This is a genomic window from Achromobacter sp. 1L-A-4-B-C2, from assembly GCF_057291955.1.
In genome coordinates this window covers 901,401-915,463 of record NZ_JBXAWP010000003.1, presented here as the reverse complement: position 1 = coordinate 915,463, position 14,063 = coordinate 901,401, and the positions used below count along the sequence as shown (strand labels likewise).

The following is a 14,063-nucleotide window of genomic DNA, read 5'->3' as shown; positions in this document are numbered from 1 at the left end:
CTACATGAACAGTTGGATGTTGCCGAAGGCGGCGTCGCAGTTGACCAGGTCAACGCGCTTCAAACGGATGCGCAGCGCGCCGTCCTGTTCCACCAGGTGGTGCGTGGCCCAGCCGGCGTACAGCGTCTGCATGTCCTGGCGCGTTTCAACATAGTGAAAGGCGGTGCGCACCACATGGCGGCCTTCTTCAGGCGCGGCGTCGGGGTGGCCGTGTTCGACGGTGGGCGCTTGCAGCAGGTGATGGCAGCGGCTTTTAGGCTGCTGCGAAAACGTGCGCTGGCCCGCCAAGCGCTCCACGCGCACGCGCAGCAGCAGCTTGTCTTCGTACATCAGGGATGCGTGCAGCTTCGGGTCCGTCTGGCCGTGCGCCAGCGGCATCCAGTAGTAGCCGTCTTCGGTGTACAGGTTCAGCCAGTCTTCGAAGCGCAGCTCGTCCAGCAGGCGCGCTTCGGCGTAGACAAAGTCGATCAACTCGCGGTCGCTTGCGCTCATACCGACTCCGATCCGGTCATGTAGCGGCCCCATGCGCGGTATTGGTTGCGCATCTGCCATTCGTTGGTGCCGTTGGTGGTGACGTTCTTCTGGCCGGCTTCGTCGGGCGTATACAGCCGGCCCACATTGACCCAGTCGCGCGCGCGGGAATTCAGGCCGTCTTGGGCGCGTTCGTACATTTCCAGGTCGTCATGGCCGACAACGGAGGTGGGCGCGTTGATCAGCCGGTTGTACATCAGCGTGCGCTCCAGCAGCAGGTCGGGCGCGCCGACCAGGCGGAACGTCCACGATTCCACCAGCGTGCGGTCGGCGGCAAGGGGCTTGAAGATGCGCAGCGTCTGGATCGGGCCCTTCACCATGATGTTGGGGAAGTACACGGTGTTGTGGCGCACGTCGCCCAGGATCTGTTTGGCGCGTTCCTCGCCGTAGGCGGCCACCATGGATTCCCAATAGCCCGGCACGCCGGAGTACGACGCGTGGATCGAGTCCGACACGCCGGTGTGCCCGTGGCCGTTTTCCCAGACGCGGATGCCCATGTTTTCAAAGAACTCGTACGGCGAGATAAACGGCGCGAACAGTTCCACCGCCATCGGCTTGGGCGTGCCTTCGGGCGCCTGCTCCCAGACCTTCACCGCCGTGCCCGCCGACGATTCGTGCGCCACCATCGGGTGACAGGTATCGGTCTGGTTATCGACCAGCATCTTCCAGTTGCAGCGGTGCATGTAGCGCAGCACGCCACCGGCCACTTCCAGCCGGCCCTCGGGCGAGCGGTCCACCATGTTGTCCAGCGTGGACAAGGAATCGCCGAAGAAATCCTCGAACGACTGGCCTTCCGGATTCAGGCGGCAGAACACAAAGCCGCGATGGTTCTTGACGTCTTTGACGGCGGCCATGCCCTGGCTGGCTTCGCAGTTTTCCAGGCCGGTGTTCTCGTAGCCTTTCTTCAGGGGGATCGACAGCAGGCTGCCGTCCGTCTTGAACGTCCAGGCGTGGTACGGGCAGCGAAAGAACTTGCCGGTGTTGCCGCAGGCGTCGCCAGCCACCATCGTGCCTTTGTGCGGGCAGCGGTTGTGCAGCACGCGCACGGTCTTGTCGCTGTGGCGGACCATCACCACGGGCTGGTTGCCGACGGTAGTGGTGATGTAGTCGCCGTTGTTGGGCACCTGGCTGTCGTGGCCGACGTAGACCCAGGTGTTGGCGTACAGGCGTTCCATTTCCAGGTCGAATAGTTCCTGGTCGATGAACAGGTCCTTGTGCACTTCCGTGTCGCGCACCAGGGCGCGGATGGCGTTGGGGTTGTCGCGGTATTTGGCCATGGTCGCTTCCTTGTCGTCGGGGCGGCAGCGTTACAGGTCCAGCACCAGGCGGGCGGATTTCGCGCGCGAGATACAGATCTGGATGATCTTGCCGCTGGCCTTCTCGGTGTCCGAGAGGTAGTAGTCGCGATGATCGGGCTCGCCTTCCAGCACCGTTGCCTGGCACACGCCGCATTCGCCGCGCTTGCAGTCGTACATCGGGTCGCAGCCTTCTTCTTCCATGACGTCGACGATGGTCTTGTCGGCGGGAATGGTCAGCGTGCGGCCGGACTGGCGCAGCTCGACTTCAAACGCCTGGTCGCCGGCTTGCGCGGCGGCGGTGACGAACAGTTCGAAGTGAACGTGGGCATCGGGCCAGTGGCGGGCCTTGGCGCCGGCAATCACGGCATCGATCAAGCCCTTGGGGCCGCACACGTACAGGTGCTGGCGTGGGTTGGAAGCGGCCAGCAGCGCTTGCAGGTCGAAGCGGCAGGCGGGGTCGTCATCCGCGTGTACGGTCAGGTTGCCGCCCGCCAGCGCTTCGAGCTCGCCCAGGAAGGCCAGCTGATCCTTGCTGCGGCCACAGTAGTGCAGATGAAAGTCGCGCCCGGCGGCTTTGAGCGCGGCGGCCATGGACGCCACCGGCGTGATGCCGATGCCACCCGCGATCAGCACCACGGGTTCGTCGCCTGCCGGAGATTCATGCAGCGGAAAATCGTTCTTGGGGCCTTCCACGCTAAGCGTGTCGCCTTCGGCCAGCGCATGCATGTGGCGCGAGCCGCCCTGGCTGGTTTCTTCCAGCCGTACGCCCAGCCGGTATTCGGTGGGCTGCGCGAACTGGCCGGCGTCGGGCGTCAGCTGCACCAGCGAATAGCAGCGCGGTTCATGCACACCGGGCACGGTGACCTTCAGATGCGCGCCGGGGCCGAAGGCGGGCAGCGGCCCGGCATCTTCGCGCGCCAGCCGGAAGGAACGGATCAACGGCGATTCTTGCCGGACTTCCCGGACGATCAGTTTCAGTGTCTGCACGGCGTTTGTCTCTTTCGGTATTCCGGTATTCCGGTATTCGGGTAGCGGGATCAGGCCGCCAGCTTTTCGGCCAGCTTCTCGGCCATCTGGCGTTCCATCGGGGCGCAGCTTTCGTTGGCCAGCGCGGTCTCGCGCAGCGTGCGCAGCGTCTCGGCCGCATCGGCGCGGCCCACCAGCTGTGCCGCCGCCGCGATCAGCTGGCGATACTTGCCGCCGCCGCGCACGTGCGTATCGCTATAGCCCTTGACCAGGCGCCGGCAATTAACGGTTTCAACCGCCAGCGCGTAGTCCCGCGGCGCCAGCCGGGCAATCAGGTCCAGCCATTGCCGCAAGCCTTCCGATTCGATTTGATGGCGCAATGTACGGCGGCGAAAGCGGCGCATGCCGGCCAGCGAATACAGCATCAGGAAGCCGCCCAGCGTGCCGCTTTGCATCAAGCGGCCTTTGCCCAGGCGGCGTTCCACAAAACCGCCGAAGGCCTTGGACCCTTCCAGCCAGCGGCCCATGCGCGTGGGCATCGTGCCGCAGATTTCTTCCAGGCGCGGGTGCATGTAGTCGGTCGTCATCACCAGTTGGTCCGGCCGTGCACCCACTTCGTTTCGCACCCGTTCAAAGCGGGTGCCGCGCGTTTTCAGGTCGGCCACGCGGATCACGTCGTCGTAGGCCATGGCCGTGGCCACGTAGCGCGCGGCCGCACAGGTCAGCGCCCAGCCTTGGGCGTCGCCGCCGTGTTGGGCGTCCAGGTCGCGCAGCGCCTTCATGTGGCGCAGGTAGTCGGCGGCGTAGGCGGCGTCCTGGAATTCCAGCTGGCGGCGCACGCCCGCCGTCAGCATGGGCTGCGCACAGGCGGGGAAGTCGCGCTTGATGGTGTCCAGCAGCGCTTGCGTCTTCGGGCTGGCGGCGCGTTCGGGCACGTCGGCCACCGGGCGCGTCAGGTCGATGGCGGCGGGTTGGGCGGGCGCGGCATGGGCGGCGTCAAAGCCCAGCGCGAAGGCGCGCAGGCTGGCGTCCACGCCCAGGCCCGCGCGGCGCACGGTGGCCTCGTAGTCGTCGCGCGTGAAGGGCAGGGCGCCGCTGCCGGCCACCGCGCCGAACAGGCTGGCGCTGATGACGCTGCCGGCGCGGTCGGCCAGGTCTTGCAGGTCGAAGCACAGGAAGCGCTTGGCGGCGGCGCGGCCGGCTTCCAGCACTTTGTTGGGGTCGGCAATGCCGTTGCCGGGCGCGGACTTTTCGCTGACGGCGTAGCTGCGGTGCGACGAGGACAGCAACACCGTGCGTTCCGGCGTGACCAGGCCACGCTGGATGGCGCGGCCGCCTTCCATCAGTTCGGCGGCAACGACCAGATCCACGTCGCCGGGGGTGGGCATCAAGGCCAACGCGGGCGGGCGTCCGGCGCGCGCCACGTCCGCTTCGGGCAGCAGTTCCAGGTAGTAGATGGTGGCGCCGGTGCGCTGCGCCACGCCGGGCACCGATGTGGTTTGCGCCCACCAGCCGGCGTGTTCGGCCATGTCGACGATCCAGTCGGCCAGTACGCCGCCGCCCTGGCCGCCCATGGCCAGGATGGCGATCTTGATGGGGTTGCCTTGCTGCATTGCCGGCGGGTTCATGAAGGGCTAGTCCTTACAGGGCGTATTGGGCCAGCCGCGCGGCGCGGCGGCGTTGCAGGAAACCGATCACGGCGCCGCGCATGCGTGCCAGGAAGCGGTCGGTGCCGGTGGGGTTGTGCACGATATCGGCGCGATAGAAAGACGGGCACAGCACGGCGGCATGGGCCACTTCGCCGCAGTTGCCGCAGCCCACGCAGCTGCTTTCCACGTGCGCTACCGGGTCTTCCTTCAAGGGGTCGCCGCTGTCCTTGATGGACAGCGATGGGCAGCCGGACAGCCGGATACAGGCGTGGTCGCCCGTGCACACGTCGGGGTCCACGCCAAAGCGTTCCTTGACCACGCGGCGGCCTTCCTTGACGGCCTTGTTGAACAGCGGCTTGATGCGGCGCTGCTTGTTCAGCATGCATTCGGACTGCGCGATGATGACCTTCGGACCCTTGATGTCGGTGGTCAGCGCTTCTTCGATGGTGGCGCGCACCTTGGCCACGTCGTAGGTGCGGTCCAGCGTGCGCACCCACTTCACGCCCACGCCGCGCACGGCATGATCGATGGGGTTGTTGGTGGAGCGGTCGGGGTTGTCGGCACGCGACGACAAAATGTCCTGCCCGCCAGTCGCCGACGCATAGAAGTTGTCGACGATGACGATGACGCCGTCGTACTTGTTGAACACCGCGTTGCCGATGCCGGACGACAAGCCGTTATGCCAGAAGCCGCCGTCGCCCATGATGGAAATGGGGCGCTTGGCGGCGGGCACATTGAACGCCGCCGCGCTGGAGGCGCCCAGGCCGTAGCCCATGGTGGTGGCGCCCAGGTTGAAGGGCGGCAGGATGGAGAAAAGGTGGCAGCCGATGTCGCAGGAAATGTGATGCTGCCCCAGCTTTTCCTGGGCCAGCGTCAGCGCGGAAAAGATCGGGCGTTCGGGGCAGCCCGTACAGAAGCCGGCAGGGCGCGGCGGCACCACCGAGGCCAGTCCGTCCACCTGCTTGTGGAAGGTGATTGGTTGCTCGACGTGCTTTGCCGCAGGCTTCGGACGCGCGACTTCGGTGATTTCAAGTTGGCTGGTGGGGGCTTGGGCTTGGGCCACCGCATCCACCGCCACCGCCGCATGCGTCTGTAGCGATTCAGGACGATGGCGCTTCAAGAATTCGCGCACGCCGTCGCGCATCACTTGCGTGGTGTATTCGCCCGCCATCGGCAACACGTCCTTGCCGGACAGGTGCGTGTCGATACCCGCCTTGCGCAGCACGGCGTGCAGGTTCTGTTCGATGTAGTCCGGCTGGCCTTCTTCCAGCAGCAGCACCGCGCGCTTGCCCCGGCAGAATTCCGTGACCTCGTCTTCGATGACGGGGTAGGTCACGTTCATGACGTAAAGCGGAATGCGGCTGTTGCCGAAGTTATCGGCCAGGCCCAGCAGTTGCAGCGAGCGGATGACGCCGTTGTACAGGCCGCCTTGCAGGATCAGGCCGATATCGTCCTGGTCGCCGTCAAAGTGCTCGTTCAGTTTGTGTTCTTTGATATAGCGGATGGCGGCGGGCCAGCGATCCTTGATTTTTTCCTGCTCGTGCAGAAAGGACGCGGGCGGCAGCACGATGCGGCTGGTGTCGCGCGCCGGGCTTTCCAACGCCTGCGCCAGCGAAAACGCGGGCCGCTTGTTTTCCTTGGCAATGAAGCGGCCATGCACGTGGCAACCCCGGATGCGCAGTTGCAGCATCACCGGCGTCTTGCTGGCTTCCGACAATTCAAAGCCGTCTTCCACGGCCTTGACCATGCTTTCCAGGTTGGGGCGCGGGTCCAGCAGCCAGATCTGCGACTTCATGGCGAACGCGTGCGAGCGTTCCTGCATGATGGATGAGCCTTCGCCGTAGTCTTCGCCCACGATGACCAGCGCGCCGCCCGTCACGCCGCCCGATGCCAGGTTGGCCAGCGCATCCGATGCCACGTTGGTGCCCACGGTGGACTTCCACGTGACCGCGCCGCGTATCGGGTACATGACGGACGCCGCCAGGGTCGCGGCGGCCGTGGCTTCCGAGGCGCTGGCCTCGAAGTGCACGCCCAGTTCTTGCAGGATGTCGTTGGCGTCGGCCAGCACATCCATCAAATGCGAAATGGGCGAACCCTGATAGCCCGCCACATAGCCCACACCCGATTGCAGCAAGGCTTTGGTGACGGCAAGAATGCCCTCGCCGCGAAACTCTTCGCCGGCGCCGATGCGCAACTGCTGGACTTCTTTCTTGAAAGACCTTTCAGCCATCTCGAACTCCTGGTGGGGCCGGATGACCGGTCCTCAAGCCTTGCTGCCGTGCAGCATCGTCGTGCCACGAAATTGTCGTCTGAAAATACTTTAGGAGTCAACGTTTTAGCTGTCAACAAAAAAGATGAAATTTCATGGAAATCAAAAAATATCACGCTAAAACAAGGATGTATATACTGGTTGTTCTCTAGCTTCATGGCGGGTTTTCGGCCCCGCCATGGTGCAAAAACGGGTTGCGATTCGGGGTATACCCTGTGCTGCGCAACAGCATTGCCGTGCATCATGGCGCGCGTTTGCGCCGTCGTGGTGCAATGCGTTTTTTCGGCCGTCGGCCATTCATGAATTCCGGTGCGTGGGAGCAAAGCAACATGCGGTTGGACAAGCAGCGGGACACACAACTGACGGGGCGCGGCACTTCAGGGCCGCGTTTCGTTGACGGCTATCTGGCATACCTGCTGGCGCAGGCCAGCCAGCGCATCTCGGCCGAATTCCATATGCAGGTCAAGGCGGCCGGGCTATCGGTGACCGAATGGCGGGTGCTGGCCAGCCTGGAAGGCAGCCCCGGCGAAACCATCGGCACGCTGGCCGTGCTGGCCATCACCAAGCAACCCACGCTAAGCAAGGTGGTGCAGCGGATGGAGGCCGAGGGGCTGGTGGCGCGCACCGGCGTGCGGGCCGACCGCCGCCAGACGCGCGTGTGCATCACCACCAAGGGCACCCACCTGATCGCGGGCCTGTGCGAACAGGCGTTGCAACATCAAAAAGCCGTGCTGGCGCCGTTTGGCGAAGAAAAGGCGGCGCTGCTGATCGACATGCTGGAAGTGTTGATGACCGAGCACGTGCCGCTGGAACTGCCGATCGACGCCGGGGAATAAGCGCGCGGTGATTCGGCGGCGATTCGGGCGGTGATGGCGGACGTTGCATCCGCGCACTCGAACATTGTTCGACCCAACAATTTTGTTACATGCTTATGCGTCCCTTAATAGATCCCCCTCTGTGAAATGGGGCCACGGTACGCATAAACCCTGAATTGACTGGGGTCTTACGCGTAGGCACACTCGGCGCCGGTATTCAGACTAATGTCAGGAGTTAACCCCTATGCGCCGCACTTTGATTGCTATCGCGATCGCCGCCGCCGTGGCTGTGCCCTCGATCGGGCAGGCCAAGACTTTCCGTTGGGCCGCCCAAGGCGACATCCTTACGTTCGACCCGCACTCGCAAAACGAGGGCATGACGATCGCCGCCAACAGCTACATCTACGAGCCGCTGGTGGACTACGACAAGACGTTCAAGGTGGTGCCGCGCCTGGCCACGGAATGGGAACAGGTGTCGCCGACGCTGTATCGCTTCAAGCTGCGCCCCGGGGTGAAGTTCCATGACGGCGCGGCCTTCACCGCCGACGACGCGGTGTTCTCGATTCACCGCGCCATGGCGCCCACGTCGAACTACAAGGCCTACACGACCGGCATCAAGGAAGCGCGCAAGATCGACGACCTGACCATCGAGATCGAAACGTCGGCGCCCAACCCGGTGCTGCTGCGCCAGCTGACCAACGTGTTCATCATGAACAAGGCCTGGTCCGAAAAGAACAACATCGCCAAGCCGCAGGACTACGTCAACAAAGAAGAGACCTTTGGCGCGCGCAACACCAACGGCACCGGCCCCTACAAGCTGAAGACGCGCGAAGTGGACGTGCGCACCGTCTTTGAAGAAAACAAGGACTGGTGGAACAAGGCCGGCAAGGTCGGTAACGTGACCGAGGTGGTGTTTACGCCCATCAAGCAGAACGCCACGCGCACCGCCGCGTTGCTGTCCGGCGAAATCGACTTCGTGCTGGACCCCGCCGCGCAGGATCTGGAGCGCTTGCGCCAGGCGCAGAAGGTGGTCGAAGGCAACGAATACCGCACCATTTACCTGGGCCTGGACCAGAAGCGTCCGGAATTGCAGTACTCGAACATCAAGGGCAAGAACCCGTTCCAGGACATCCGCGTGCGCGAAGCGCTGTACCGCGCCATCGACGTGGACGCCATCAAGCGCGCCGTGATGCGCGGCCTGTCCGCGCCCACCGGCACGATGATCGCGCCGCAGGTGCATGGCTGGGCGGAATCGGTGCACAAGCGCGTGCCCTACGACCCCGAAAAGTCGCGCGCGTTGCTCAAGGAAGCCGGCTACGACGGCACCTTGAACTTCACGCTGGACTGCCCCAACAACCGCTACATCAACGACGAAGCCATCTGCCAGGCCGTGGTCGGCATGTGGGCCAAGGTGGGTGTGAAGGCCACGATGAACGCCATGCCGCGTTCCACGTACTTCCCCAAGGTGCAGTCGTTCGACACCAGCGCCTACCTGTTCGGCTGGGGCGTGCCCACGTTCGACGCCATGTACTCGTTGCAGAACCTGATCCGCACCAAGGGCGAGGGCGCGGACGGCATGTACAACCTGGGCGGCTACAGCAACAAGGAACTTGACGTCATCATCGACCGCATCAAGACCGAAACCGATCCCGCCAAGCGCGACGCCGACATCATCACCGTGCTGCAAGGGCACGCCAAGGACTTCGGCCACATCCCGCTGCATGACCAGGTCATCCCCTGGGCGATGCGCAAGAACGTCACGGTTATCCACCGTGCCGATAATCGCCTTGTTGCCGACTGGGTCAAGGTTGACTGATCCCGGCTAACCAGACGGCGCGGCGCCCACCCGGCGCGCGCCGTCTGTTTTTGGTTGTTCCCCTATGTTTGCTTTCATACTGCGCCGCCTGTTGCAGGCCGTAGCGGTGATGCTCACCGTCGCGCTACTGGCCTTTGTGCTTTTTCAATACGTCGGCGACCCTGTCACCATCATGCTGGGGCAGGACGCCACCGATGCCGAGCGCATCGAACTGCGTGAACGCCTGGGCCTGAACGAGCCCGCCATCGTTCAATTCGGCCATTTCGTGGCCAACGCCGCGCAGGGCAATTTCGGCATTTCGCTGCGCCAGAGCGAACCCGTTTCCACTTTGCTCAAGTCCCGCCTGCCGGCCACGCTGGAGCTGTCCATGGTGGCCGCCTTGCTGGCGCTGGTGGTGGGCGTGCCGCTGGGCGTGTACACCGCGCTCAAGCGCAACAGCCTGGTTTCGCAGTTGCTGCTGGCCGGTTCCTTGCTGGGCGTGTCGCTGCCCACCTTCCTGATCGGCATCCTGCTGATCCTGGTGTTCTCAGTGCAGCTGGGCTGGCTGCCCAGCTACGGGCGGGGCGATACCGTCGCCGTGGGCTGGTGGACGTCGGGGCTGTTCACCGCCACCGGCTGGAAGCACCTGATCCTGCCGTCCATCACCTTGTCGTTGTTCCAGATGACGTTGGTGCTGCGCCTGGTGCGTTCTGAAATGCTGGAAGTGCTGCGGTCCGACTACATCAAGTTCGCCCGCGCACGGGGGCTGAAGCGCCGCGCCATTCACTTCGGCCACGCGCTGAAGAACACGATGGTGCCCGTCATCACGATCACCGGCTTGCAACTGGGCGGCATCATCGCGTTTGCCATCGTCACGGAAACCGTATTCCAGTGGCCGGGCATGGGCCTGCTGTTCATCCAGGCGGTGCAATTTGCCGACGTGCCCGTGATGGCCGCGTACCTGTGCCTGATCGCGCTGGTGTTCGTGGTGATCAACCTGGTGGTCGATCTGCTCTATTTCGTCGTCGACCCGCGCTTGCGTTCCGGGATGACTCGCGCCGGGGGGGCTCACTGATGCGCGCCGCACTCAAACGTTGGTGGGACAGCGACATTGCCTGGGCCTGGCGCCGCGCGCCCGTGGCCATCATCGCGACCCTGTTGCTGGTGACGCTGCTGATCGGCTCGTTCGGCGCTGGCTGGGTCGCGCCGCACAACCCGTTCGATCTGACTACGGTAGAACTGCTGGACGCCTTGCTGCCGCCCGCCTGGGAAGCCAACGGCCAGGCCACCTACCTGCTGGGCACGGATAGCCAGGGCCGCGACCTGTATTCCGCCATCCTCTACGGCACGCGCGTGTCGCTGTTGATCGGGCTGGCGTCGGTGCTGCTGTCGATGTTGATCGGTATCGTGCTGGGGCTGATTTCCGGCTACGCGGGTGGGCGCATCGATGCGTTCATCATGCGGGTGGCCGACGTGCAGCTGTCGTTCCCGGCGATTCTGATCGCGCTGTTGATCGATGGCGTGGCGCGTGCCGCCGTGCCGCGCGAGATGCACGAGCTGATCGCGTTCCCCGTGCTGATCGGCGCCATCGCGCTGGCCGGCTGGCCGCAGTACGCACGCACCGTGCGCGGGTCCACGCTGGTGGAGAAAAACCGCGAATACGTGCAGGCGGCGCGCGTGATCGGCGTGGCCTCGCCCGTCATCATGTTCCGCCACGTGCTGCCCAATGTGCTGGGGCCGGTGCTGGTGCTGGCCACGGTGCACCTGGCCACCGCCATCATCACCGAGGCGACCTTGTCGTTCCTGGGGGTGGGCGTGCCGCCGACCGCGCCGTCGCTGGGCACGCTGATCCGCATCGGCAACGATTTCCTGTTTTCCGGCGAATGGTGGATCACCATTTTCCCGGGCGCGGCGCTGGTGCTGCTGGTGCTGTCGGTCAACCTGCTGGGTGACTGGCTGCGCGATGCGCTCAACCCGCGGCTGAATTGAGGTAACCATGAGCGCACTTCTGGAAGTCCGCAATCTGCGCGTGGAATTTCCCACGCGCCGCGGCACGCTACGCGCCCTGGACGACGTGTCCTTTTCCATCCAGGCCGGCGAAGTGCTGGGCGTGGTGGGCGAATCGGGAGCCGGCAAATCGCTGACCGGCGCCTCCATCATCGGCCTGCTGGAACCGCCGGGCCGTATCGCGGCGGGCGAAATCCTGCTGGCGGGCCGCCGCATCGACAACCTGCCCGACGAGCAGATGCGCCGCGTGCGCGGCCGCGAAATCGGCGCGGTGTTCCAGGACCCCTTGACGTCGCTGAACCCGCTGTACACGGTGGGCCGGCAGTTGGCGGAAACCATCGTCACGCATCTGGACATGACGTGGTCGCAGGCGCGCAACCGCGCGGTGGAATTGCTGGCGTCCACCGGCATCCCGGCCGCGCGCGAACGCATTGACCACTATCCGCATCAGTTCTCGGGCGGCATGCGGCAACGCGTGGTCATCGCGCTGGCGCTGGCGGCCGAGCCCAAGCTGGTGGTGGCCGATGAGCCCACCACGGCGCTGGATGTGTCCATCCAGGCGCAGATCATCGAACTGCTGAAACGCCTGTGCCGCGACCACGGCACGGCGGTCATGCTGATCACGCACGACATGGGCGTCATCGCCGAAACCGCCGACCGCGTGGCGGTGATGTACGCGGGCCGCGTGGCCGAGATCGGGCCGGTGGCCGACGTGATCCACAAGCCGCGCCATCCCTATACGGCGGGGTTGATGGGGTCCATCCCGTCAATGGACGGGCACACGGAACGGCTGGTGCAGATCGACGGCAGCATGCCGCGCCTGAACGCCATTCCGTCGGGCTGCGCGTTCAATCCGCGTTGCGGCCAGCGCCTGCCGCGCTGCGCGACCGAGCGCCCCGAATTACTGCCGGCGGGCACGTCCCGCGCGGCCTGTTGGTTGCATGACGACAAAGCGATGGTGGCCGCATGAACGCGCCCTTGGTGGAAGTAAAGGATGCCGCGCGCTGGTTCGACGTGTCGCCGCCGTGGCTGGAACGCAAGCTGGCGGGCAAGCCGCGTGTGATGCTGCGCGCCGTCGACGGTGTGTCGTTCGACATTGCGCGCGGTGAAACGCTGGCGCTGGTGGGCGAATCGGGCTGTGGAAAATCCACGGTCGCGCGCATGCTGGTGGGCTTGTACGGACTGACGCGTGGCGACATCCGTTTCGACGGCCAGCCGCTGTCACGCATGTCGGAGAAGGGCGGCCGCAATCTGCGCAAGCGCTTGCAGATGATTTTTCAGGACCCGTACGCCAGCCTGAACCCGCGTTGGCGCGTGGGCCGCATCATCGCCGAACCCATGCTGACGCACACCACCATGACGCCCGCCGAACGTGTGGCGCGCGTCAGCGAATTGCTGTTGCAGGTGGGGCTGGACCCGGCTGACCAGGGGCGTTATCCGCATCAGTTTTCGGGCGGGCAGCGTCAACGCATCTCGATTGCGCGGGCGCTGGCGGTGAACCCGGAATTCCTGGTGTGCGACGAACCGACGTCGGCGCTTGACGTATCGGTGCAGGCGCAGGTGTTGAACCTGATGAAGGACCTGCAGCGCAAGCTGGGGCTGACCTATCTGTTCATTTCGCACAACCTGGCGGTGGTGCACCATGTGGCCGACCGGGTGGGCGTGATGTACCTGGGCCGGATGGTGGAAGTGGCGCCGCGCGATGAACTATTTGCGCGGCCCAGGCATCCGTACACGCGCATGCTGCTTGAGGCGATTCCGGATATCAACGGGGCGGGCAAGCCGCGCACGGCGGTGGCCGGCGAAGTGCCCAATCCGCTGAACCCGCCACCAGGGTGCACGTTTCATCCGCGCTGCCCGCACGCCAATGACCGCTGCCGGGCCGAAGCGCCGGTTGCCATGTTGACTGGGGTTTCCGTGGTGGCCTGCCATGCGGTAGAGGAAGGACGCGCCTGAGGAAGGATGCGCCCGAACGATAAGGGCGGGCTGCAATGGCGCCCAAGCCGTCACGGGCCGGACGCGACCCCGCCGGGTATCAGTGGCGGGGTTCGTGGACCGAGTCGTACGGCGTGTCGTCGTCCTCATCGTCCTCGTCCTCGTCTTCGTCCTCTGCGTCGGCCGTGCTCGGGTCCGCTTGCGGTTCTTCGGTCAGCGCAAAGGGCAGGACGTCTTCCAGGTTGTCGGACCACGCGGATTCTTCGCCGTCGTGATCCAGCTTGATGAAGCGTTCGCCTTCGTTCAGCGAAATCTGCACGGCCCACAGGTACAGGCAGTCGTAGGTGTCGTCATCGGCATGCGGCAGCCCGCCGCGATTGCCCAGCAGGCGCGAGCCCGCGCCGCCCATCTGGACGTGAGTCTGCTCATCGTCCGCTTCCGCGCCTTCGTCCATCGGCACGCCATAGGTGACCCACTCGGTGCCTTCGTCGCCCAGGATGACTTCGGCCAGCACCGGCTTGCCCAGATAGGCGCTGAGGGCGTCGGCGGTCTTGGCCAGCATGTCCAGCTCGGACGTGCTGAAGTGGGTGACGGAGGCTGGGGGAGTGGCTGAGGCGGACATGAAGAGGGTTCCTGGGCGCGATGAAGCCGCGACGGCACGGCAAGATACGTAAAGTCAGGCGCTATTGTCGCGCGATCGGCGCTGCCTTGCATCAGGCGCTTGGATGACGCGGCGTTACAAGGCTGTCAGGCCCGCGCGGGCCGGCGGCTCAATGTCCTTGCCGGCGTCCTGCTTTC

General features: G+C 64.9%; 12 protein-coding genes. 6 read left to right on the top strand and 6 right to left on the bottom strand.

Annotated features, from left to right (window positions below; genetic code table 11):
- The 5 genes from AC0Z35_RS17675 to AC0Z35_RS17655 are packed head-to-tail and all read right to left on the bottom strand — an operon-like array spanning position 1 to position 6,674.
- Positions 1-492 (bottom strand): aromatic-ring-hydroxylating dioxygenase subunit beta, encoded by a 492-nt coding sequence (locus tag AC0Z35_RS17675; RefSeq protein ID WP_314357542.1) that lies wholly within the window; start codon positions 490-492, stop codon positions 1-3.
- The gene (locus tag AC0Z35_RS17670; protein WP_485132215.1) at positions 489-1,808 is read right to left on the bottom strand and encodes an aromatic ring-hydroxylating dioxygenase subunit alpha; all 1,320 of its coding nucleotides are present in this window, start codon (positions 1,806-1,808) and stop codon (positions 489-491) included. The genes AC0Z35_RS17675 and AC0Z35_RS17670 overlap by 4 nt, the downstream gene beginning before the upstream one ends.
- A gap of 30 nt (positions 1,809-1,838) precedes the next feature.
- The gene (locus AC0Z35_RS17665) at positions 1,839-2,816 is read right to left on the bottom strand and encodes a PDR/VanB family oxidoreductase (protein ID WP_104143521.1); all 978 of its coding nucleotides are present in this window, start codon (positions 2,814-2,816) and stop codon (positions 1,839-1,841) included.
- Between the two features lie 50 nt (positions 2,817-2,866).
- Positions 2,867-4,423, bottom strand: coding sequence for an indolepyruvate oxidoreductase subunit beta family protein (locus AC0Z35_RS17660; protein WP_485132216.1), 1,557 nt, complete (start codon positions 4,421-4,423; stop codon positions 2,867-2,869).
- A 13-nt stretch (positions 4,424-4,436) separates the two neighbouring features.
- Complete coding sequence (locus AC0Z35_RS17655) at positions 4,437-6,674, bottom strand: ferredoxin family protein (RefSeq protein WP_120153989.1); 2,238 nt, start codon at positions 6,672-6,674, stop codon at positions 4,437-4,439.
- 368 nt (positions 6,675-7,042) lie between these two features.
- On the opposite strand from AC0Z35_RS17655, the gene AC0Z35_RS17650 reads away from it, so the two are divergent.
- From AC0Z35_RS17650 to AC0Z35_RS17625, 6 genes are all read left to right on the top strand, one after another.
- A complete protein-coding gene (locus AC0Z35_RS17650) occupies positions 7,043-7,549 on the top strand; it encodes a MarR family winged helix-turn-helix transcriptional regulator (RefSeq protein ID WP_485132217.1) in 507 nt (168 codons plus the stop codon).
- Between the two features lie 223 nt (positions 7,550-7,772).
- Positions 7,773-9,344 (top strand): ABC transporter substrate-binding protein, encoded by a 1,572-nt coding sequence (locus AC0Z35_RS17645; RefSeq protein ID WP_046803505.1) that lies wholly within the window; start codon positions 7,773-7,775, stop codon positions 9,342-9,344.
- 64 nt (positions 9,345-9,408) lie between these two features.
- Positions 9,409-10,398, top strand: a complete 990-nt coding sequence (locus tag AC0Z35_RS17640; protein WP_104143526.1) for an ABC transporter permease — start codon at positions 9,409-9,411, stop codon at positions 10,396-10,398.
- Positions 10,398-11,312, top strand: coding sequence for an ABC transporter permease (locus AC0Z35_RS17635; RefSeq protein WP_046803503.1), 915 nt, complete (start codon positions 10,398-10,400; stop codon positions 11,310-11,312). The genes AC0Z35_RS17640 and AC0Z35_RS17635 overlap by 1 nt, the downstream gene beginning before the upstream one ends.
- A gap of 7 nt (positions 11,313-11,319) precedes the next feature.
- Positions 11,320-12,300, top strand: a complete 981-nt coding sequence (locus AC0Z35_RS17630) for an oligopeptide/dipeptide ABC transporter ATP-binding protein (RefSeq protein WP_314357558.1) — start codon at positions 11,320-11,322, stop codon at positions 12,298-12,300.
- Entirely contained in the window at positions 12,297-13,286 is a 990-nt protein-coding gene (locus AC0Z35_RS17625; RefSeq protein WP_219991763.1) for an ABC transporter ATP-binding protein, read from the top strand. Before AC0Z35_RS17630 ends, AC0Z35_RS17625 begins: the two co-directional genes overlap by 4 nt.
- Before the next feature lie 79 nt (positions 13,287-13,365).
- Here the strand turns inward: AC0Z35_RS17625 and AC0Z35_RS17620 are convergent, their stop codons facing one another.
- Positions 13,366-13,887, bottom strand: a complete 522-nt coding sequence (locus tag AC0Z35_RS17620) for a hypothetical protein (RefSeq protein WP_104143530.1) — start codon at positions 13,885-13,887, stop codon at positions 13,366-13,368.
- Positions 13,888-14,063 lie beyond the last annotated feature (176 nt).